Genomic DNA, 19,956 nt, shown 5'->3' with positions numbered 1-19,956 from the left:
TCGGTGCGGCGGACGGTCCGGACTCTTTCCTTAAGGATGATTTTTCCGTTAAGGGAGGACTCGTTATTGATGGTATTTCCAAAGGTGTTGCAACTCCCGTTTTTCGGGGGTGTTGCAACCGCTGGAACTCGCCTGACAAGTGAAAATAGGGGTGTCTACGCCGTTATTTCCGTGTCTTGCAACTTCACCTCCATGGCCACGAGGACCTGGGTGTCTGACGCGGACGGGACGGACTGGAAGCTGACCAGATGGACCCGGTCACCATCCTGGAACGCCCTGCAGGCAGCCACGGACTCCACGAGTTCCACCGCACCGCTCTGGTTGAGCTCGAGGCTCGCCGGCAAATCGACTATGAAGTGGCCGACCTGTTCGTCTGCGATCCCTTATCGGGCGCCGTCCGCCGGGCGACGCCGCCGTCGAGACGATCATGATGGTGATCATGATGACCTCCACGACGACCATTACATATTCATTCCGCGAACGGTACAATTGATTGCATGGTTCTAAGCCCAGCCGAGGCAGCACTGCGCCTCAAGATTTCGGAACGTCGCGTCCGCGCCCTCCTGGAGGAGGGACGGATCCCGGCCCAGCGCGTCAGCGGCCGCTGGGTCATCCAGGATGCCGATGTCAGCCGGTATCAGCCGGGCAATCCGGCCGGGAGGCCCCTCTCTGAGAAAAGCGCCTGGGAGCTGATCCGGCACGCTCGGAACGCCGTCGCCCACGGCATGGCCGGCCGCGATCTCTCCCCCGTCGCAAAGCACCGCCTGAACCAGCGCCTGGCGCGCCTGCAGGACTCCCCCGACCCAGTGGCCGTGATCCGCTCGCTGCTGGCCAAGCGCGCCGAGAAGGCTGAGTTCTCCTCCAGCCTCGACGACCTCGTGTATCTGCGGGAGGACCAGCGAATCCACATCTCCGGGGTCTCCCACCCGGACTCCGGCCTGCTCTCCAACTCGGAGCTCGAAGCCTACGTCAGCCGCAAAGATTTCGAGGCCGTGATCAAGGACTGGTTCCTGGTCAAGGCGGCCGCCGGCCAGCGCTCGAACGTCCTGCTCCACGTTGCCGACGACGTTCCGGACGAACTTCCCCCGTTGGTCATCGCCGCCGACCTTGCCGAGCGCCCCGGGGTCCGGGAACAGCAGGCCGCCCGCGAAATCCTTGGGAGGATCTATGCCGATTAACCTTCCCGCCATGCTCACCGAACAGCAGGAAGCCTGGCAGGCCGTGTTCGAAATCCACCACGCCATGCCTCACGGCTGGGTGTTGGTGGGCGGGCAGGCCGTCTACCTTCACGCGATTGAACGCGGGGCACCGTTCGTGAGACCGACCAAGGACGCCGACATGGCGCTGGACATCCGCGCCTACCCGACGATGCTCCACGACTTCACCGCGCTCCTGGTGAAACTCAACTTCGAGTCAGCGGGCGAATCCCTCGAAGGCCACCAGCACCGCTGGCTTCGGGGGAAAGCCGTGGTCGATGTCCTCATCCCCCGGCACCTCGGAGAACGCGCCGACGGCCGTCGCGGCGTCACCGGCGGCACCACGATCGCAGCGCCGGCCAGCCAGCAGGCCCTGGACCGGGCAGAAACCGTCGACGTCGTCGCCGGCTCAGCAACCGGCAGCGTCAACCGGCCCACCCTGCTCGGCTCCCTGATCGGCAAGGCGGCCGCGCTGACGATCATGGATGATCCGGGCCGGGAGCGGCACATCACCGATTTCCTCGCCTTGGCGGCCGTCGTCGGCGCCACCGACCTTCGCGGCGTCATCTACAAGCCCGCTGAACGTGACCACCTGGCCAACATGCTTGGCCACCTCACCCGCGACCCCGCTCTGCTCGCACTGGTCCCCGAGGGTGCGCCCGGCGTGGAAAGACTGCGCCTCTCCCTGAGCTGAGTCCCCTCCCCGCAGAACAGGCACCTGGCTGACCCGGTCACCTGCGGCCACTGACCGGGAACCGGTTTTCCCATGCTGCACGCACGTCAGGATGTGGGGCATCCGGTACACGTTGCCCAGGTCAGCCGGGCGGAGCTTTGCGTAGTGCTCCAAGACGAACTTCCAGGACTCGCCCCGGTCGATTGTGTGCCGGACATGGGAACACTTCGCCAAGTGAACCCGCCGGGTGCCGCTTGCCGTGATGACCAAGACGGGCTCGTCCGATCTGAGCTTTTCGTCGACCTGCGACTGCTCGCGTGCCATCTGGGCCCGGATTTCTTCAAACGCCGGCTTCGGCTCGTAGGAGTCAGCTGGCCAGTTGTCGTCACTCGTCCGGGTGACGGCCTACTCAGTGAGGATACCGCTGTCAGACGGTCATAGAAGGCCAGTCTTCGCGCCGGCACGCTCGATCTTCACGATGATGTCCTGGGCGGCCGGCAGAACGACGGCCAACCCCTTGGCGTTGCCCGAATCGATCTGGAGCTGATAGTTGGCCACGCCGATCGCTGACCATTCTTCGGTGGTGAGTTTTGGCTTTATGGTGTCGCCGGCCAAGGACACGGCCGTATTGACGGCTTCTGCCAGTGCGGCCGCACTCGTGGGCTTCGCCATGGCTGCCCTGGCGATCGCTACGACCAGCCGCCCCGCGAACCGTGTCATCTGCTGCGCACCGTACACCGCCGGTCCCTTGACCAGGGTGAACAACTCGCGCAGCGGGGCCGTTCCAACACGGCGCATCGCTTCGCTCAGCGCCGAGGCAGATGGGCTCTTCACCGGTGTCGACAGCCCCGAGACCAGGCGCGAGTGGACCTGTTGCCATCCCTGGTCAGGGAACAAGACCCCGGCGAGCAGCAGGTAGATCACGACCCGTGAGGGCAGCCTCCTGACCCGGCGTCCCTTGCCGCGGCCGCCTCGAGTGCGGCATCAACCATTTCGAACGGAACGACACGGTTCAACTCGCCCAGATGCCCCGGAGACACGCCGACTTGACACCCGACCCCGGCCCCAAACCGAACGGCATTGGGGTTAGCTCGCACCGTCCTGCTGGTAGACGTCGGGGATGCCGTCGTGGTCCGAATCGAGCTTTTCCTCTTCCTCGGCCCGGCGGTAGTGCCGGTTCCGGACCCGCAGCACCACGGTGGCGAGGAGGGCCGCCAGCACCGAAGCCGCCAGGATGCCCACCTTGGCGTGGTCGTCGTGGACACTGCCCTGGCCGAAGCTCAGCTCGGCGACGAGCAGGGACACGGTGAAGCCGATGCCGGCCAGGATCGAGACCCCGAAGATGTCGATCCATTTGAAGGATGCGTCCAGCCGGGCCCTCGTGGCCTTGGTCAGGAGCCACGTGGTCCCCAGGATGCCTGCCGGCTTGCCCAGCACCAGGGCCAGGATGATGCCCACCGCCACCGGATCGGCCAGGGCCGAGCCCAGTCCCGTCCAGCCGCCCACGGCGACGCCCGCGGAGAAAAAAGCGAAAAGCGGCACGGCGATCCCGGCGGAAATCGGCCGGGAGCGGTGTTCGAAGATTTCGGCCAGTCCCGGCCCGGCCTCCGGGCCGCCGCTGGCCTGGGACCGGAGCACCGGGATGGCGAAACCGAGCAGAACGCCGGCCACCGTGGCGTGGATACCGGAGGCATGCACGAACGCCCAGGTCGCGGCGGCGAGGGGCAGCAGGATGAACCACGCGGCCATGGCGTGGGTCCCGAAAAACCGCCGGCACTTCTGCGCCAGGAAGGTGTAGAGGCCCAGCGGGAGCAGCGCCAGCAGCAGCGGCACGGGCTGGAGGTCGCTGGAGTAGAAGACCGCGATGATGCTGATGGCCAGCAGGTCATCCACCACGGCGAGGGTGAGCAGGAAGATCCGCAGGGCGCTGGGCAGGTGCGAGCCGATGATGGCCAGGACCGCGACGGCGAAGGCGATGTCGGTGGCGGTGGGGATCGCCCAGCCGCGCAGCGTCCCGGGGCTGGAGAAGTTGACCAGGGCGAAGACCAGGGCGGGAACAACGACGCCGCCGACGGCCGCGGCGACGGGAACGACCGACTTGCTCGGCTGCCGCAGGTCGCCCGCGATGAACTCCCGCTTGAGCTCGAGCCCGACGAGGAAGAAGAAGATGGCCAGCAGCCCGTCGGTCGCCCACGCCCCCAGGCTCAGGTCAAGGTGCCAGGGCGCGTAGCCAATCCGGAAGTCCCGCAGGGCGAAGTAGCTGTCCGAGGCCGGCGAGTTGGCCCAGACGAGGGCGATCACGGCCGCCGCGACCAGCAGGGCGCCGCCCACCGTTTCCTTCCGGAGGATTTCCCCGATCCGCAGTGATTCGGCGTAACTGCCGCGGCCGAAGACGGTGGGGCGCGGGCGGGCGGGAGGAGGCGTGGCGCTCATGGGGTCCTAAACGTTGGCTCGACAGAATCATGCCGACCAGACTTCCCGGCGCACCTGCCACCAGTCTAATACGGGCCAGTCCAACCGGGCCCGTCGGGACTCAGCCCAGCAGCAGCTGGACCAGTTCGCGGCACTTGCGGTAGGCGGCGGCCTTCGGATCGATCAGGGCGAAGTGATCACCGGGGACCTTCAGCAGCTGGACGGGCGAGCCCGCAGCCTTCGCCGCGCCAGCATAGGATTCGGACTGGTTCATCGGGACGGTGTCATCCTCCATGCCGTGTACGGCATAGACGGGGACCCGCAGGGGCACTGCGCTCATCGGATCAACGTATTTATGCCTCTTGGGGTATTTCTCGGAGGATCCGCCGAGGAGGTTGCTGACCGCGCCGTTGCTGAGGTTCAGCCGTTCGGCGGCAGCCAGGTTGAGCAGCCCCGACTGGCTGACGACGCCCGTGAGCTGAACCGCACCGCCGTTGTCATTGCGCAGGAGCTGGCGGTCCGCATCCGGGGAGCCGAGTTGGCCGAGCCGGCTGCGGCCCGCAGCCCAGACGGCCAGGTGTCCGCCGGCGGAGTGGCCGAGGGCGACGACGCGCTCCAGCCCGAGGCCATATTCCGGGGCGATGTCGCCAAGCTTGTCGATGCCGGCCAGCACGTCCGAGAACGTGTGCGGCCAGCCGCCGCCGTTGCCCGCCCGCCGGTACTCCAGGTTCCAGGCGGCCATGCCGTGCGCGGCGAGGTCCTTGGCCAGCGGTTCGCCAAGCTCCGCGCCGTACTGCGAACGCCAGTAGCCGCCATGGATGACCACCACCACACCCCTGGGCGCGGCAGTCTCCGGCAGGAAGAGCTCTCCCCATTGGCTCGGGTCATCACCGTAGTGGTACTTGTGCCGCTTCACTGCGTCCTCCTTGGGGCCCGGCGAACATGCGGCGGAGACTGCCCCAGCATCACCGCCGCTGCGGCTGCGACCAGAGCCCGACGCCGCACATCAGACATGTGCTGAGCCTACCTTGCGCCCCGGGCGGGGCGGGGAAGGCGGGGCGGGCCAGGCCACCGCGCGGGTGCCACCGGCGCCGCCGTCGTACCTGCGCCGTAAGCTAATCGGATGGCTAGTAATTGGGACAGCTTGGACGCTGGCCTGCGCGCATCGGTGCAGGAAAACGTGGAACTCTACGAGCGGGTGCGCCCTGCCCTCAAACTTGTCACCCGGGAGGTCCTGCTCACCCTGCGGACCATGCTCAAGGGCACCGAGGTGAGGCCGCTGTTCGTCACCGGCCGCACCAAGACGGTGGATTCCTTCCGGGAGAAGATCTCCCGGACGGAGGAACCGCTGGAACCCGGGGGGCCGCGGGTCCTGAAGTTCCCGGACCCGTTCCGGACGCTCAACGACATGGTGGGCATCCGGGTGATCACAAAGCTTCCGGCGGAGAACGCGGTGGTGGCCAACCTGATCAAGCGCCAGCGCCAGCTTTTCGACTGCCGCGGGGACCGCGAGAAGGACATCGGTTCCATCGAGTCCGGGACGTACGGCTATTCCAGCCGGCACCTGATCCTGCGGACCATCCAGAACGAGGCCGCCAAGGAGTACCAGCAGGCCTTCAACCCGGACGTCCAGCCCAACGGCAGCTACTTCTTCGAATGCCAGATCCGCACCGTCTTTGCCCATGCCTGGAGCGAGATCGAGCACGACATCCGTTTCAAGGCCGAGGATCCGCGCGCGTGGACCCCCCACTTCGACCGGCAGTTCACGGCCACGGCCGCCATGCTGGAAACCGTGGAAAGCGCGTTCTCGGATCTCCACGACCGCTACGAGGAGGTCCGCAGCTTCTGGGACATGGACGGCGAAGGCGCCGCCCCGCTCACGCCCAACCGGATCCGTGACGTCTGGCGGACGCTCCTGCCGCACGTGGACCGGAAGGTCGACGACGACTGGGGCTGGGCTGCCGAACTCATGGCAGCCCACGGCCTCAACCAGACCATGCAGCTCGCCGGTCTGCTCAGCGCCACCCGGATCACCGAGGTCCGCAAGGCCCTGGACCACCGCTACTCCCCCGGCCCGGACCGGCTGCTGGATGACCTCCTGCTCTGGCAGTACGGCACCAGGCACATCGACCTCACGGCGGAACCGGCCGACGTCGTGCCGCACCCGCGGCGGGACAGCCTCCAGCGGCGGCTCAAGCAGATCGAGCGGTACCGGCTGACGCAGGGGTAGGCACCTGCCTGGCCGCCTGCAGCCGGAAAGCGCTTGAACCTGCCGCAGCGTGAGGTCCTACGGTTAGGACATGGCAGAGACACGCGGGCAGCTGTGGAGCATCGGCGAACTGGCGAAGGCCAGCGGCGTGACCGTGCGGGCTTTGCACCACTATGACGAAATCGGCCTGCTCCCGGTCCGGGAACGGACCGGATCGGGGCACCGCCGCTACACCGGAGAGGATCTGCGGCGGCTCTACCGGATCCGGGCGCTGCGGACGCTTGGCCTGCCGCTGGAGGAAATCCGCGGGGTTCTGGCCGGGTCCGGCGATGATCTGGCCTCGCTGCGCGGGCTGCTGCGCCGACAGCTCGCCGCACTCACGGAGCAGGCCGGGCAGGTCCGGCTGCTCCAGCGCCAGATCCAGGACCTGCTGGACCGGATCGGGGAATCGTCCCTGCCCGATCCGGAGCAATTCATGACCGTGTTGGAAAGGATGACAGTGCTCGAGAAGTACTTCAGCCAGGAACAACGCCAACAGCTCGCCGACCGCCGCACCGAACTCGGTGCGGAGCGCATCGAGGACGCCAGGACCCGGTGGGCCGGCCTCGTCGAGGAAGGCCTCAGCTACCTGACGTCCGGCAAACCAGCCGACGATCCCGCCGTCCGCGACCTGGTCCGGCGCTGGGACGAAATCGGCGCGATGTTCCACGCCGCCGAGGGGACCAAGGCCGCGGCCCGGACCATGTGGCAGGAGAACAGCGCGGAGTTCAGCAGCACGCTGCCCTGGCCCGGGGACCAGCTGCGGGACCTCGTCGGCTACCTGCAGCGGGCCCGGGAAGCACGCTAAGCCCGTTTCCTGCCGGTGATGCGCACATTCCCTGGCGCTACCGGAATACCGGCCGCGACAGGGAATCTGCGCATCATGGGGCAGCTTGCGTTGCCGGCGTGACGCGGCTCAGCCCAGGTGGACCACGGGGGCGTCGGACTCCGTGCCGCTGAAGGTCTGGCGGTCGATGTTGATGAGCACGACCGCGATCGGGGCGATCAGGATGGCGACTCCCGCCGCCCAGAGGAAGACCGCCGAGTAGCCGCTGGAGAGCGCCGCCAGCTGCGTGCCACCCGCTGCGGCAGTGGCGGCGGCTGCGATGGTGCTGAAGAGGGCGATGCCCAGCGATCCGCCGATCTGCTGTGAGGTATTGACCAGGGCTCCGGCGACGCCCGAATCGTCCTTATCCACGCCGAACAGTGCGAGGTTCTGCATGGGTACGAAGACCATGCCGAGGCCGATGCCCATCAGGATCAGTGCGGGCAGCATAATGACGGCGTAGCTGCCGTCCGCGGTCACACCCGTTAGCCACAGCATGGCAGCTGCCATAAAGACCGGGCCGAGGGCTGTGGGGATCTTGGCACCGAGCTTCGGCAGGTTCTTTGCCACGATGCCGGCGGTGACCATCAGCACCAGCGTCATGGGCAGCGAGGCAATGCCGGCCAGGAACGGCTTGAAGCCGAGCACAATCTGAATGTAGAAGTTGATGAACAGGATGCCGCCGATCAGCACGGCTCCGGACAGGAACGAGGCCAGGAACGCGGCGGCACGGTTGCGCTCGGTAGCGATGCGCAGCGGCAGCAGCGGATGCTTGACCTTCTTTTCGACCGCCACGAACAGCACCAGGAGGATGACGCCGGCGGCGATGAAGCCCCACGCCTCGGGCTCGCCCCAGCCGTGTTCAGCGTTCGTGAAGCCGTAGACGAGGGAACCCAGGCCCAGCGCTGCCAGGACGACGCCGGGCCAGTCGTACTTGGTGGACCCTCCGGCTTTTCTCTCGCGCACCTTGAGGGAAACACCGATCAGGGCGATGATGGCGATCGGCACGTTGACGAAGAAGCACCAGCGCCAGGAGACGTAGTCGGTCAGGTAACCGCCCAGCAGGACGCCGATCGCAGCACCCACACCGCTGATGGAGCCGAAGATCGCGAACGCGGTGCCGCGGTCCTTTCCGCCGGGGAAGGATACGGTCAACAGCGCCAGGGCGGCCGGAGCCAGCAGTGCGGCGAACACACCTTGCAGGACGCGGGCTCCGATCGGCTCCCAGGCCTCCTGGGCAATGCCGCCGATCAGCGAGGCGACGGCGAAGCCTGCAGCGGCGACGATGAAGGTCCGCTTGCGGCCCCAGAAATCCGCGATGCGGCCACCGAGCAGCAGGAAAGCGCCCAGTGCCAGGGCGTAGGCCGTGACCACCCAGGCCCGGGTTGAATCGCTGATCCCCATGTGGGCCTGCAGCTGGGGAAGCGCCAGGTTGACGATGGTTCCGTCGAGCACCACCATGCCCGAATCCAGTAACTGTGTAGCCACGCCACTCCCACTCTCCAAGTAATAATACTTATACAAGTATAACTAATAATGGCGAGTGACCATGTCCAATATTGAAGTGACATGGGCGACTACTCGGGTTCGGCGAGGAACCCGGCGAGCCGCTGCAGGGCCGGGAGGCTCGCGGCAATCTGCTCGCGTTCCGCCGGCAGCAGGTGGGAACTCGCGGAGGCCAGGGCTTCAGCCCACGCGCCCTCGAGCAGCGCCTTGATGCGCTGGGACTCCGCCGTCGGATGCAGGGCGACGTAGCGCTTGTCGGCGGCGTCGCGGGTGCGGGTGACAAGATTTCCGGCCACCAGCTCGCGCAGCTGGACACTGACGTTGCTGAATTGCCGGCCAAGGCGGGAGGCGACCTCGGCGACGGTGATCCCGGGATTGCTTTCGATGACCCGGAGGATTTCGAGCACACCGTTTGACAGTGGCCGGACCCCCGTATCGTTGTGGGATTTCCGGCGGACATCGGAGGAGATGTCGAGCAGTGCCACGGCCAGGGCCCGGTGGTCCACGGCGTCTACCGGTGCTGTGCTTGCTTCAACACTTTCCATGCCATAAGCATAGGCGCGAGGCTGGGAGGGGCCGGCGGACTTTCATCCACGTAGTGCAGGCCCGCCGCCTAACCGGCCAGCAGGAAGCACCATGTGTCGACCATCAGGTCCAGCGAAATGTCGCGGTCCACGGTCCAGCCGAGCCGCATCCACCGCCGCGAAAAGAACTCCAGGTCGCCGAAGGCGAGCGAGCAGCGGACGCGTCGACTGGAGGGCTCGAACCGCCCGGCCCGGTCCAGGCCGGCCCGCATCTCATCGATGGCACCGTCGAACCACTCATCCAGGGCCGCCTGAATTTCAGGTTCACTCGCGGCAGCCTGATGCGCGGCAGTGAGATGGTGACCGCCATGGTGAAGGAGGCAAAGAGCCCGATCCGCGGATCGACCCCGGCAATGATCGAGAACGCGATCGCCTCCGGGATCAGGGCCAGGGCGACGACGAGCCCGCCGAGGACTTCAATCTTGAGGCGCCGCGGGGACAGCAGGGCGCCGCGCACGGACTGCAGCTGCTCGGGGGTGGAGGCGGGTGCGGTTCCGGCGGTTTTGGTGGCCATTGCTGGTTCCGTTCAGGCGCAGGAGGTCAGGCGGCCGGCGCTTGGGTGCCGACCGCTCAGGCGATATAAATCTGACATATTCTACCGGCCGGCGGTCATGAAGTGGGCGGATCGGGGCTGCGGTGCAACCATATGTGGATGCTTGAGGCAACCAAATCCCCATCGTCCCTCCCGGCGCCCGGCACTGACGCCGGCGTTCCCGCCAATCCGGCCCTTGCCGCCGAGGCCAGGATCGCCCGCGTCGCGGTGACTGTCTTCCCGATCCTCGTGGTGGTGGCCGGCGTCGCCGGTTTCCTCCTGCCGGGCGCGTTCAAACCCCTGGCGCCGGGCGTGCCGTACCTGCTGGGCGTCATCATGTTCTGCATGGGCCTGACCCTGACGCCGCCCGACTTCGCCTCGGTGGCCAAGCGCCCCTGGGCCGTCGTGCTCGGCATCGTGGCGCACTACGTCATCATGCCCGGCGCCGGCTGGCTGATCGCCGTCGGCCTCCACCTTGAACCGGAACTCGCCGTGGGCCTGATCCTGGTGGGCTGCGCCCCGTCCGGCACGGCCTCCAACGTGATGGCGTTCCTGGCCAAGGGCGACGTCGCCCTCTCCGTGGCCGTCGCCTCGGTGTCCACGCTGATCGCCCCGGTCGTGACGCCGCTGCTGGTGCTCTTCCTGGCCGGTTCCTTCCTGGACATCGACGCCGGCGGCATGGTGCTGGACATCGTCAAGACCGTGCTCCTGCCGGTGATCGCCGGCCTGCTGGCCAGGCTGTTCCTCAAGAAACTCGTGGCCAGAGTCCTGCCGGCGCTGCCGTGGGCGTCCGCCGTCGTGATTTCGCTGATCGTGGCGATCGTGGTGGCCGGAAGCGCCAGCAAGATCGTGGCCGCCGGCGGCATCGTGTTCCTCGCCGTGGTGCTGCACAACGGCTTCGGCCTCGGCCTTGGCTACCTCGCCGGCAAGCTGGGCCGCCTCGACGACAAGGCCCGCCGGGCCCTGGCGTTCGAGGTCGGCATGCAGAACTCGGGCCTGGCCGCCACCATGGCCACCGCCCATTTCAGCCCGCTGGCCGCGCTGCCGTCGGCCGTTTTCTCGCTCTGGCACAACGTTTCGGGGGCGGCCGTGGCGGCCTGGCTGGCCCGGCGCCCGCTCCGCGACGCCTGACCCGTCAGGCGAGCAGCCCCGCAGGGCCGGAACGCGAGGATGCAGGACCGGCGGCGAACAGAGAAGATTGGATATATGGACATCGAAAAACTCTTGGACCGGGCGGCGAACCTCAAGGAAGCCCTGGTCGGCTACGCATCCTCACCGGGGTTCGCCCGGCGCCTCTCGCAGGCCATGTCAGACTTCTCCGGACGCGCGGGTGATGGGCAGGATCAATGGGCGGACGCCGTCGAGATGCTGCTCTACTTTCCCGGCCAGGACGGACGCGAGCCGTTGCTCGAGCGCTATCTGCGCACCAACAAGAATATTGAGCCGGAAGACCGGCTGGTCTACGAAGCCTGGCGGGACCGCAATGTGCTCGGTGTCTTCCGCGTCGATGCCCGGAAGGGTGCCCGGCTTGGCCTGCACAACCTCATCGATGAGATGGACTACCCGGCCTACGCCACCGCCGGGGCGGAAGCGATCAGCGTCGTCCAGCGAGGCGGCTACATCCTGACGCGCCTGGTGCCGATCGGGGACATCTGGACCATCAGCGGGACCATGCGCCTGTTCGGCCCGCGGGACCTCCCCGCCGTCCAGACCCTTGCGGCGTCCCTGCTCAAGCGCTTTCCCACATTGGCATTCAACAATCCGGCGAAGGCCGAACAGGCACGCAGGATCGTCGGGAAGCACCACACCATCTTCCTGGACGTCCTTGGCTCGCATGTCGTGAGCGGTACCGGGGCCGACATCATCGCGGCCTACCGCAGGTTCCTGGATGCCTGCAGCGCGGCGTCCGTCGCTGAAGATCCCGACGCTGCGGCGCTGGTGACCCCGGCCGAACAGCTGGCACCGGATGGTTCCTTCCCGCCGGAGCTCGCAGGGTCCGATGACGTAGCGCTCTACCATCATCCGGTCATGGGTGTGTCCTTCCTCACCCGCTACGGGCAGGTCGAGGCCGCCCACCGTACGCCGCCGGCCGACGCGGCGGACCCGGCAGCGGAAGTCCTGCGCGGCTATGTGGAGGACACCTCGGTTCCGGCTTACGTCCTGGAGGACCTCGCGGCGAAATACCCGGACACTGTCGGCGCCGCCTACCGGGCAGCCCTGTCCAGCCCCGGATTCCGCTGGGAGCACGACGGCGCGGCCCTGCTCCGCCGTCACAGGCCGGATTCCGGCCGGGACAGGGACCTTCCCGGCGTCTCGCCGGTGCCTGCATCGCTGATCGATGAATACCGCCGGCTCAAGTAGCGGTTGGCGCGCCCCCTGCGGGGGTTTTGCCGTGCAGCCGGTCCAGCAGGAGCGCCACCGCCCGCTCCGCGAGAGATTCCGCTGAGGCCAGTGCGGCCGCCGGGCTGTCCGCAAAACCGGGCCCCGCCACCAAAACATCGAAGCCCGCCGGCTGCAGGGTGTCCGAGATGACGAGCTGGGCCACGCCGCGCCCGGCAAGTTCCGCGAGGGTCCCGGCATCGCCGTCGTCCTCGCCGCGAAGACCCAGGATCACCCCGTCGGCGCCGCCGGAGAGCATGAACTGCCGCCAGCCGCCGCCCAGCAGGATGACGGGCTGGTAGCCATGCAGGGGCAGGATCCGGGCCGCGGCGGTGGCCAGGGCCCGGTCCCGGCCGTCCTCGAGGTCCGCGACGGCGATGGCCACGAGGTCCGTCCGGCCGCGCCGCATCCCGCGGGCCGCAAGGTTGGCCACGTAGCCGAGCTCACGGACGGCGGCGTGCACACGCTCCTGCGTGGACGGGCTGATCCGGGTGTTGCCGCCGGGCCGGCCGGAGAGCACGTAGGAGACGGTGGTCAGGGATACGCCTGCCGCTGCCGCGACGTCGCGGATGGTGGGCTTGGATCCCTGCCGCACTGATGACTCCCGGATGGTTCTCCGCCGCGGATTCGTGGCGGTTGCTGAAAACTTCACGCTGGGGTGGACCCCAAGTGTGAACTCTAGCCCTCACCGCAACGCGGGGTCACTTAGCGCCCATCATGGGGCCCTGGATGGGCGCTAAGTGACCCCGCGTTGGGGTATTCCGGCGGGAGGTCCTTGGTGAAGGCCAGCGCGCCGATGGTTTCGGGGTCGGCGGAGAGGTCGAACTGCGCCTCGTAGCCGGTGTTCAGGTAGAGGTGCTTCGCTTCGGGCTGCCGCGGACCGGTGGTGAGGTACACCTTCCGGTAGCCGCGCCGGGCCGCGAGCGCCTCGAGTTCGGCCAGCACGAACCGGGCCAGCCCGCGGCGGCGGTGGGCGGAGTGCGTCCAGATCCTTTTGAACTCGGCGGTCCCGGGCCCGTGCCGCCGGAATGCCCCGCCGGCCACGGATTCGCCGTTCTCCTGCACGATCAGCAGGGCGCCGTCGGGAGCCGCGAACTCCTCCGCCGGGTAGCGGTTCAGTTCCTCGGCCACGCCACGGGACCCGAACAGGGCGCTGTAGCGGGACTGGTACTCCCAGGCGAGCTCGTCCAGGAGCGGGCGGACGCGGGGATCGGCCAGGGGCAGGTCCAGGACGGTCAGCCCGGAGACGTCGAGGGCCGGGGAGCGCCGGGCAGCCGCGGCGGGAATCGTCGGGTGGGTCATGGTCAGGCCTTCTCAGAAACAGCGGCAGGCGCCGCCGTCGGGTGGTTGGTGTCCTGTGCCAGGACTTTGAGGATACGCCGCGCGAGGGCGTCATTTTCACAGAAGGGCGCGGCGTTGGTGCCGGGCCGGGCGAAAGCGCCCGCACCCCAGCCCGAGGTGCCCGGGCCGACGCCGAACAGCCGCGGGCGGCGTTCACCCAGGTGGCCGAGCAGCTCTTTCTCCCCTGACACCAGCAGCCGTCCGGTCGCGTGCAGGCCCTCGGCAGTGAGCAGCTGCTGCTCGGTGCCGAGGCCGGAGCCGTGCTGCTGGCGCAGCAGGGGGTTCGCGGTCCGGGCCATCGACGGTGCCGGCAGCCGCGCCTCGATCAGGGCCGGGGCGGAAACGCTCACGCCGGAGCGGGCCGAGCTGGCCACGAACCGGCCGGACTCCTCGTCGGCGGAGACATCAAGCCCGGGGCCGATGAACTGCAGCAGGCCGGCCCGGTAGATCGCGAGCATCTCCTTCAGCCGGCGCGGCGGCGGCCCGGAGTCCACGAAGCTGAAGAAGCCGTGCCACCAGCCCTGGACGGCCTGCTGCGAACGGGCGTTCAGCCGTTCGGCCGGCACCAGCTGGCCCAGGTCCAGGTAGGCCTTGAGCAGTCCGTGAAAGAGGGCCAGGGTCTCGGAATTCTCCGGCCCCGTCCGCAGCCGGAGATCGTTCTCGATGTAGGCCGCCACCGCCGCCTGGACGTCGTCGGGCCCGGCGAAGCCGCGGCCGGCAAGGGGGTGGTCCAGCCGTTCAAAGTCCAGGTGCAGCTCCCCGTCCGGGACGGACCCGGCCACGAGCCGGTGCCGTTCCGCGCTGTACCAGTCGGCCGCCGCGAAGCGCTCGGCGAACTCGGCCCAGCCGATGCGCACCCGCTCCGGGTAGCCGGTGAACAGCTCGCGGTAGTAGGCGTAGCCGGCGTCCTTCGCGATCAGCGGCCAGAGCTGGCTGCGGAAATCAAGTTCGCCGTGGACCTCCAGCAGCGCGCCGACGGCGCCGGCGGTGAAGAACCTCGGATCGCCCATGGGCTCGCCGCGCAGGGCCGAGGAGATCTTCGAGTGGTACGGGACGCCGCGCCGCGATCCGGCCCAGAGCCTGGGTTCGGCACCGGACGGCAGGTAGCGCAGGCCGCCGTCGGGCGTGTCCTCGAAGCGGCCGCCCCGGCCCTCCATCAGCAGGACCAGCAGGTCCACGAACGCCAGGCCCATGCCGGAGACGATCACGTCCTGCCCGGCGGCGATCGGTGAATAGTCGACGTCGGTGGTGTAGCCGGGTGCCGCGTGGAACCCGCCGTGGCGGGCGGCGAAGTCGCCCCAGGCGGCGGAGGCCCCGTCCGGCAGCGAATCGGTGTGGCCCAGGGCGGAGACCACGACGTCGGCCCGCAGCGCCGCGCCGCCGGCCAGCCGGACGAGGTACCCGCCGCCGTCGGGGCCCGGATCGACGCCGGAACCGGCGGCGGTGCCCGCGCCCGGCTCAATGACTGGCTCAACGGCTACGGCCAGGTCGCGGTGGACCGTGACGGCGGCGTCGGGGCCGAGGGCGCCGGCCGCCCGGCGGAAGAACCATTCCAGATACTTGCTCTGCAGCTGCCGGGTGGGGAACGTGGCCCCGGTGAGGGACCGGAGCTGGCGCATCAGGTCGGCCGGGAGTTCCGGCACGTCGGCAATGGAGCCGTCCAGCACCCCGGCAGCCCACTGCTCAAGCCCCGGGCCGTCGGCGGCGGGTCCCTCGCACTGCACGGAGGAGTCGGTGAACATGGTGACGTCCGCGGCGGCCGAGTTGAGCATCAGCCCCGGGTCCTGCGCGAAACGCCAGATCCGCCCGGAGCCCGGCTCGTGCGGCTCGACGACATGGACGTCCAGCGGCCCGTCGAAGAGTTCCGGCCGGTTGGCGGCGAGACGCTCCAGGATTCCGGCCGCGCGGGGGCCCCCGCCGATCAGGACGACGGAGGGTGCATTCGCTGGCATTCGGGCTCCTGATCGGGACGGCACAGATTTCGGGTGGTGGGCCCTCATGCTAGGCACCGGACCGGGACCCGGTCGAGGCGCCGTTCATGGCCGTTCACCCCGCGTCACAGCACGTAAATCGGGGCAAGAAAACGTCTCATGACGCCGCGCGAAGCTCCATGAAGCAATGCAACCTGCCGCCTTGCCGGGCGTTGGGGGCACCCCTAGATTTGCACCAATCCGAACCCCACAACCAACTGGAAGAAGCGAGGTGGCGCATGAGTTCGACAGCAACCACGGTGGCGCAGTCCGCACCGGAGCCGGTGTCCGCCGGAGCAGGAACGTCCACCACGGAGGCCCCCGGTCCGGTGTCCGCACCGGAGAACGGCGGCGCCGGTTCCGCACCGGGAACCCCCGGTCCGGCGACCGACTACGCGGATTACCGAGTGGTCCCGGCGCGCCACCCGTGGCGCTGGGTGGGCACCGCCGTCGTGGGCCTCGGCGTCCTGGGCATCGCCTGGTCCCTGGCCACCAACCCGCGCTGGGAATGGGGTGTGGTGGCACAGTGGTTCACGGCGAAGTCGATCGTGGACGGCCTGCTGGAGACGCTCAAGCTGACCGCGATCTCCGGCGCCCTCGGCTTCGTCCTGGGCTTCGTCCTGGCCCTGATGCGCCTGTCCGCGTCCCCGCTGCTGCTCTCCGTGTCCTGGACGTTCTCCTGGATTTTCCGTTCCACCCCGCTGCTGGTGCAGATGCTGCTCTGGTACAACCTGGGCTACCTGTACGAGAAGATCAGCTTAGGGCTCCCGTTCACGGACGTCCGGTTCTTCGAGGTGCAGACCACCACGCTGATCAGCCAGTTCGCGGCGGCGGTGCTCGGCCTGACCCTGAACCAGGCCGCGTACTCCGCCGAGATCATCCGCGGCGGCATCCTCTCCGTGGACCAGGGCCAGCTGGAGGCGGCCGCGGCGCTGGGCATCCCGGCCTGGCGGCGCTCCACCCGGATCGTCCTGCCGCAGGCCATGCGCGCCATCCTGCCCACGGCCTTCAACGAGATCATCGGCCTGGTCAAGGGCACCTCGATCGTCTACGTCCTGGCCTACTCCGAGCTGTTCTACACCGTCCAGGTCATCTACAACCGCACCCAGCAGGTGCTGCCGCTGCTCCTGGTGGCCACCCTCTGGTACGTCGTGATCACCTCGGTCCTCAGCGTTTTCCAGTACTACATCGAGCGGCACTACTCCAGGGGCGCCGTCCGCAGCCTGCCGCTGACGCCGTTGCAGAAGGCCCGGAAATTCCTGTCCACCCACGCCACCGACACCCGAGCGAAGGGACTCCGATGAGCACCGCAACCCAAGAAACCACCCGCGGCCTGGTGGAGATCACCAAGGTCCGGAAGTCCTTCGGGGCCGTCGAGGTCCTCAAAGGGGTATCGCTGACGGTGGAGCCCGGCGGCGTGGCGGTCATCGTCGGGCCTTCGGGTTCCGGCAAGTCCACCCTGCTGCGCACCATCAACCATCTGGAAAAGGTCGACGGCGGGTTCATCGCCATCGACGGCGCGCTGGTGGGCTACGGGATCCGGGGCCGCAGGCTGCACGAGCTGCGCGAGAAGGAGATCCTGAAACAGCGCACCGAGATCGGCATGGTGTTCCAGAACTTCAACCTGTTCCCGCACCTCACCGCGCTGGAAAACGTGGCGGAGGCACCCGTCGTCGCGCCGCGTGCCGGAAAACCGCGGCTCTCCAAGGCAGCAGCCCGCGAGCGCGGCCTGGAGCTGCTGGACCGGGTGGGCCTCAAGGACCGGGCCGGCGCCTACCCGCGGCAGCTCTCCGGCGGCCAGCAGCAGCGCGTGGCGATCGCCCGGGCGCTGGCGCTGGACCCCAAGATCCTGCTCTTCGACGAGCCCACCTCGGCCCTGGACCCGGAACTCGTCAACGAGGTCCTGGACGTCATCCGCGAACTGGCAAAATCCAGCACCACGCTGGTCATCGTCACGCATGAGATGGGCTTCGCCCGGGACGTCGCGGACACGGTGGTCTTCATGGACCAGGGCCGGATCGTCGAACAGGGCACCCCGCAGGCAATTTTCACCAACCCCCAGGAAGAGCGCACCCGGAGTTTCTTCTCCAAGGTGATCGAACCCGCTTTCAATATCTAAGGAACTCCTCCATGGCATCTTTCAGCACCCCACGCTCAACCCGGCCCCGCAGACTCGCGGCGCTGCCCGCCGTCGTCCTCCTCGGCACCCTTTCCGGCACGCTGGCGCTCAGCGCCTGCTCCGATCCCGGCGCCTCCGCGGCTTCAGGCGGGCAGCCGGCGACGACGGCGGCGCGCAACGGCGTCGTCTACAACACCTCGCCGGACCAGCAGCGCATCCGCGCGGAGAAGGACGCGGCCATCGCCGCGAAGGTCCCCGCGCTGATCACCAAGGACGGCAAGCTGACCGTGGCCACTACGGCGGGTTCCATCCCGCTGTCCTTCCACGCCAGCGACGACAAAACCCCGATCGGCGTCGAGCTGGACATTGCCCAGCTGGTCGCGGACAAGCTCGGCCTCGAACTGGACGTCCAGGTGACGTCCTGGGAGAACTGGCCGCTGAAGACGCAGTCCGGCGACTTCGAGGCCGTGTTCTCCAACGTCGGCATCAACGCCGCGCGCGTGAAGCTGTTCGACTTCTCCAGCTACCGGGCCGCCTATATGGGCTTCGAGGCGAAGAAGGGCTCCAGCTACGACATCAAGGGTTCCGACGACATCTCGGGCCTGAAGGTCTCGGTGGGCTCCGGCACCAACCAGGAGAAGATCCTGCTCGCCTGGAACAAGGAACTCGAGGCCAAGGGCAAGGCCCCCGCCGTGCTGCAGTACTACTCCGCCGACGCCGACACCATCCTGGCGCTGTCCTCGGGCCGCACCGACCTGAACCTCGCGCCCTACCCCTCGGTGACCTACCGGGAGAACACCCGCGACGACCTCAAGGTGGTGGGCAAGGTCAACGCCGGCTGGCCGTCCGAGACCCTCGTCGCCGCCACCACCCTCAAGGGCAACGGCCTGGCCCCGGCCATCACCGACGCGCTGAACTCGGCCATCAAGGACGGCTCCTACACCAAGGTCCTTCAGCGCTGGGGCCTCTCCGAGGAAGCCCTGCCCGAATCCAGGACCGTCACCGAGGCGAACTTCGGTAGCCCCGCGCCGGGGAAGACACAGGCAGGAAAAACGCAGTGAAATTCCAGGTCCTCGACATCATCCCGCACCTGAAGAACCCAATCACCGGGGAGATCGTCTCCACCGCGGACCGGCTCAACCAGGTGGTCAGCACGGCGCAGCGCGCCGAGGAACTCGGCTTCGACAGTTTCTCCGTCGGGGAACGCCACGCCGGCGAGTTCATCTCCTCCTCTCCCACCGCAGTGCTGGCAGCCATCGCCGCCGTCACGAGCACCATCCGGCTGCAGAGCGGCGTCACAGTGCTCTCCGTCCTGGACCCGGTGCGGGTCGCGGAGGACTACGCCACGATCGACCAGCTCAGCCGCGGCCGGCTGGAACTCGTGATCGGCAAGGGCAACGAGGTGCTGCAGTACCCGCTCTTCGGCCTGGACCTGGACGACCAGTGGGAGCTGCTGGCGGAAAAATACGAACTGCTGGGACGGCTCTGGACCGAGGAAAACGTCACCTGGTCCGGGAAGTTCCGGCCCGCGCTGACCGAACCGACCACCACCACGCCGCGGCCGTTCGCCGGCGCACCGCGCATCTGGCACGGTTCGGCCACGAGCCTGACCTCCGCGGCGCTGGCCGCGCAGTGGGGCGATCCGCTGTTCACCGCCAACGCCATCCAGCCGCGCGGAAACTACAAGGTGCTGATCGACCACTACCGCGAGGAATACGAACGCCACGGCCACGATCCCCGGCACCAGTACCTGGGCTCGGGTGCCGGCGCCGGCGGCGTGTTCATCGCGGACACCACGCAGGAGGCCAAGCGCCAGTTCGGCCCGGTCTACGAGGCGCTCACCGCGGGCCGCAACGTCCCCGGCAACAACTCCCCGTTCCGCGATATCCACCACGCCGTGGCCGAGGGGCCGGCCCTGGTGGGCAGCCCGGAGCAGGTGATCGACAAGATCCTCAGCTACCACGAGCTCTACGGCCACGACCTGCAGTCGATCGCCCTGCCCACCACGCAGCCGTTCGAGCAGCAGCTGGAGATCCTGGAGCGGTTCGCCCTTGAGGTCGTCCCCGCCGTCCGCGCCGCGGCGCCCACGACCCTCTGGTCGGAGGGCGATCCCTACGCCGGCCGACCCGAAGCCAGCCTCGCCGGCAAGGCAGGCACCACCGAACCCGAC

The 19,956-nt window shown here is 68.2% G+C and carries 18 protein-coding genes and 2 pseudogenes; 11 read left to right on the top strand and 9 right to left on the bottom strand.

Annotated elements, in window-relative coordinates; all coding sequences use genetic code 11:
- Nucleotides 1–248: 248 nt before the first annotated feature.
- The 3 genes from J9611_RS17445 (at nt 249) to J9611_RS17435 (ending at nt 1,890) form a co-directional block, all read left to right on the top strand.
- A complete protein-coding gene (locus J9611_RS17445) occupies nt 249–431 on the top strand; it encodes a hypothetical protein (RefSeq protein ID WP_211882003.1) in 183 nt (60 codons plus the stop codon).
- Between the two features lie 66 nt (nt 432–497).
- Complete coding sequence (locus J9611_RS17440; RefSeq protein ID WP_211882001.1) at nt 498–1,178, top strand: helix-turn-helix domain-containing protein; 681 nt, start codon at nt 498–500, stop codon at nt 1,176–1,178.
- Complete coding sequence (locus tag J9611_RS17435) at nt 1,168–1,890, top strand: hypothetical protein (protein ID WP_211881999.1); 723 nt, start codon at nt 1,168–1,170, stop codon at nt 1,888–1,890. The genes J9611_RS17440 and J9611_RS17435 overlap by 11 nt, the downstream gene beginning before the upstream one ends.
- A gap of 414 nt (nt 1,891–2,304) precedes the next feature.
- Here the strand turns inward: J9611_RS17435 and J9611_RS17430 are convergent.
- The 3 genes and pseudogenes from J9611_RS17430 to J9611_RS17420 form a co-directional block, all read right to left on the bottom strand.
- Nucleotides 2,305–2,814 (bottom strand): annotated as a pseudogene (locus J9611_RS17430) (transposase domain-containing protein); the annotation flags it as partial.
- Between the two features lie 141 nt (nt 2,815–2,955).
- Nucleotides 2,956–4,302: a Na+/H+ antiporter NhaA gene (gene nhaA / locus J9611_RS17425; protein WP_211881994.1), complete on the bottom strand. Its 1,347-nt coding sequence runs from the start codon at nt 4,300–4,302 to the stop codon at nt 2,956–2,958.
- A 100-nt stretch (nt 4,303–4,402) separates the two neighbouring features.
- Nucleotides 4,403–5,197, bottom strand: coding sequence for an alpha/beta hydrolase (locus J9611_RS17420; protein WP_211881992.1), 795 nt, complete (start codon nt 5,195–5,197; stop codon nt 4,403–4,405).
- A 207-nt stretch (nt 5,198–5,404) separates the two neighbouring features.
- On the opposite strand from J9611_RS17420, the gene J9611_RS17415 reads away from it, so the two are divergent.
- Together J9611_RS17415 and J9611_RS17410 are read left to right on the top strand one after the other, a co-directional pair.
- Nucleotides 5,405–6,511, top strand: coding sequence for a GTP pyrophosphokinase (locus tag J9611_RS17415; RefSeq protein ID WP_211881990.1), 1,107 nt, complete (start codon nt 5,405–5,407; stop codon nt 6,509–6,511).
- 70 nt (nt 6,512–6,581) lie between these two features.
- Entirely contained in the window at nt 6,582–7,337 is a 756-nt protein-coding gene (locus tag J9611_RS17410) for a MerR family transcriptional regulator (protein ID WP_211881988.1), read from the top strand.
- A gap of 108 nt (nt 7,338–7,445) precedes the next feature.
- On the opposite strand, the gene J9611_RS17405 is transcribed toward J9611_RS17410, so the two are convergent.
- From J9611_RS17405 to J9611_RS17395, 3 genes and pseudogenes are all read right to left on the bottom strand, one after another.
- Nucleotides 7,446–8,843, bottom strand: coding sequence for an MFS transporter (locus J9611_RS17405; protein ID WP_307857139.1), 1,398 nt, complete (start codon nt 8,841–8,843; stop codon nt 7,446–7,448).
- Between the two features lie 89 nt (nt 8,844–8,932).
- Entirely contained in the window at nt 8,933–9,406 is a 474-nt protein-coding gene (locus J9611_RS17400) for a MarR family winged helix-turn-helix transcriptional regulator (protein ID WP_211881986.1), read from the bottom strand.
- A 331-nt stretch (nt 9,407–9,737) separates the two neighbouring features.
- A pseudogene (locus J9611_RS17395) lies at nt 9,738–9,959 on the bottom strand (SulP family inorganic anion transporter); the annotation flags it as partial.
- 138 nt (nt 9,960–10,097) lie between these two features.
- On the opposite strand from J9611_RS17395, the gene J9611_RS17390 reads away from it, so the two are divergent.
- Together J9611_RS17390 and J9611_RS17385 are read left to right on the top strand one after the other, a co-directional pair.
- The gene (locus tag J9611_RS17390; protein WP_211881984.1) at nt 10,098–11,108 is read left to right on the top strand and encodes a bile acid:sodium symporter family protein; all 1,011 of its coding nucleotides are present in this window, start codon (nt 10,098–10,100) and stop codon (nt 11,106–11,108) included.
- A gap of 75 nt (nt 11,109–11,183) precedes the next feature.
- Nucleotides 11,184–12,338 (top strand): hypothetical protein, encoded by a 1,155-nt coding sequence (locus J9611_RS17385; protein WP_211881982.1) that lies wholly within the window; start codon nt 11,184–11,186, stop codon nt 12,336–12,338.
- Here J9611_RS17385 and J9611_RS17380 read toward each other — a convergent pair.
- From J9611_RS17380 to J9611_RS17370, 3 genes are all read right to left on the bottom strand, one after another.
- Nucleotides 12,331–12,951 carry a LacI family DNA-binding transcriptional regulator gene (locus J9611_RS17380; RefSeq protein WP_211881980.1) on the bottom strand — a complete coding sequence of 207 codons (621 nt, stop codon included), beginning with the start codon at nt 12,949–12,951 and terminating at the stop codon, nt 12,331–12,333. The two genes, J9611_RS17385 and J9611_RS17380, sit on opposite strands and share 8 nt — an antisense overlap.
- Before the next feature lie 110 nt (nt 12,952–13,061).
- A complete protein-coding gene (locus tag J9611_RS17375; RefSeq protein ID WP_211881978.1) occupies nt 13,062–13,658 on the bottom strand; it encodes a GNAT family N-acetyltransferase in 597 nt (198 codons plus the stop codon).
- Nucleotides 13,659–13,660: 2 nt separating this feature from the next.
- Nucleotides 13,661–15,649 carry an FAD/NAD(P)-binding protein gene (locus J9611_RS17370; RefSeq protein ID WP_211881976.1) on the bottom strand — a complete coding sequence of 663 codons (1,989 nt, stop codon included), beginning with the start codon at nt 15,647–15,649 and terminating at the stop codon, nt 13,661–13,663.
- Between the two features lie 257 nt (nt 15,650–15,906).
- Here J9611_RS17370 and J9611_RS17365 point away from each other — a divergent pair, with 257 nt between their 5' ends.
- The 4 genes from J9611_RS17365 to J9611_RS17350 all read left to right on the top strand — a co-directional run.
- Nucleotides 15,907–16,971, top strand: coding sequence for an amino acid ABC transporter permease (locus tag J9611_RS17365; RefSeq protein ID WP_211881974.1), 1,065 nt, complete (start codon nt 15,907–15,909; stop codon nt 16,969–16,971).
- Nucleotides 16,968–17,786 carry an amino acid ABC transporter ATP-binding protein gene (locus J9611_RS17360; RefSeq protein ID WP_281414590.1) on the top strand — a complete coding sequence of 273 codons (819 nt, stop codon included), beginning with the start codon at nt 16,968–16,970 and terminating at the stop codon, nt 17,784–17,786. The genes J9611_RS17365 and J9611_RS17360 overlap by 4 nt, the downstream gene beginning before the upstream one ends.
- An 11-nt stretch (nt 17,787–17,797) precedes the next feature.
- Nucleotides 17,798–18,847 (top strand): ABC transporter substrate-binding protein, encoded by a 1,050-nt coding sequence (locus J9611_RS17355; protein WP_211881973.1) that lies wholly within the window; start codon nt 17,798–17,800, stop codon nt 18,845–18,847.
- Nucleotides 18,844–19,956 (top strand): LLM class flavin-dependent oxidoreductase (locus tag J9611_RS17350; RefSeq protein ID WP_211881971.1); only part of this gene is annotated, 1,113 nt, incomplete at its 3' end. The genes J9611_RS17355 and J9611_RS17350, both read left to right, overlap by 4 nt.

This window comes from Pseudarthrobacter albicanus, from assembly GCF_018224015.1.
Lineage (GTDB): Bacteria > Actinomycetota > Actinomycetes > Actinomycetales > Micrococcaceae > Arthrobacter > Arthrobacter albicanus.
Note: the sequence above shows the minus strand (reverse complement) of the source record. Positions and strands in the feature narration are given on the sequence as shown.

Coding starts and splice junctions, on each gene's coding strand:
- J9611_RS17445 (WP_211882003.1), top strand. CDS start 249: ATGGACCCGGTCACCATCCTGGAACGCCCTGCAGGCAGCCACGGACTC.
- J9611_RS17440 (WP_211882001.1), top strand. CDS start 498: ATGGTTCTAAGCCCAGCCGAGGCAGCACTGCGCCTCAAGATTTCGGAA.
- J9611_RS17435 (WP_211881999.1), top strand. CDS start 1,168: ATGCCGATTAACCTTCCCGCCATGCTCACCGAACAGCAGGAAGCCTGG.
- nhaA (WP_211881994.1), bottom strand. CDS start 4,302: ATGAGCGCCACGCCTCCTCCCGCCCGCCCGCGCCCCACCGTCTTCGGC.
- J9611_RS17415 (WP_211881990.1), top strand. CDS start 5,405: ATGGCTAGTAATTGGGACAGCTTGGACGCTGGCCTGCGCGCATCGGTG.
- J9611_RS17410 (WP_211881988.1), top strand. CDS start 6,582: ATGGCAGAGACACGCGGGCAGCTGTGGAGCATCGGCGAACTGGCGAAG.
- J9611_RS17400 (WP_211881986.1), bottom strand. CDS start 9,406: ATGGAAAGTGTTGAAGCAAGCACAGCACCGGTAGACGCCGTGGACCAC.
- J9611_RS17390 (WP_211881984.1), top strand. CDS start 10,098: ATGCTTGAGGCAACCAAATCCCCATCGTCCCTCCCGGCGCCCGGCACT.
- J9611_RS17385 (WP_211881982.1), top strand. CDS start 11,184: ATGGACATCGAAAAACTCTTGGACCGGGCGGCGAACCTCAAGGAAGCC.
- J9611_RS17375 (WP_211881978.1), bottom strand. CDS start 13,658: ATGACCCACCCGACGATTCCCGCCGCGGCTGCCCGGCGCTCCCCGGCC.
- J9611_RS17370 (WP_211881976.1), bottom strand. CDS start 15,649: ATGCCAGCGAATGCACCCTCCGTCGTCCTGATCGGCGGGGGCCCCCGC.
- J9611_RS17365 (WP_211881974.1), top strand. CDS start 15,907: ATGAGTTCGACAGCAACCACGGTGGCGCAGTCCGCACCGGAGCCGGTG.
- J9611_RS17360 (WP_281414590.1), top strand. CDS start 16,968: ATGAGCACCGCAACCCAAGAAACCACCCGCGGCCTGGTGGAGATCACC.
- J9611_RS17355 (WP_211881973.1), top strand. CDS start 17,798: ATGGCATCTTTCAGCACCCCACGCTCAACCCGGCCCCGCAGACTCGCG.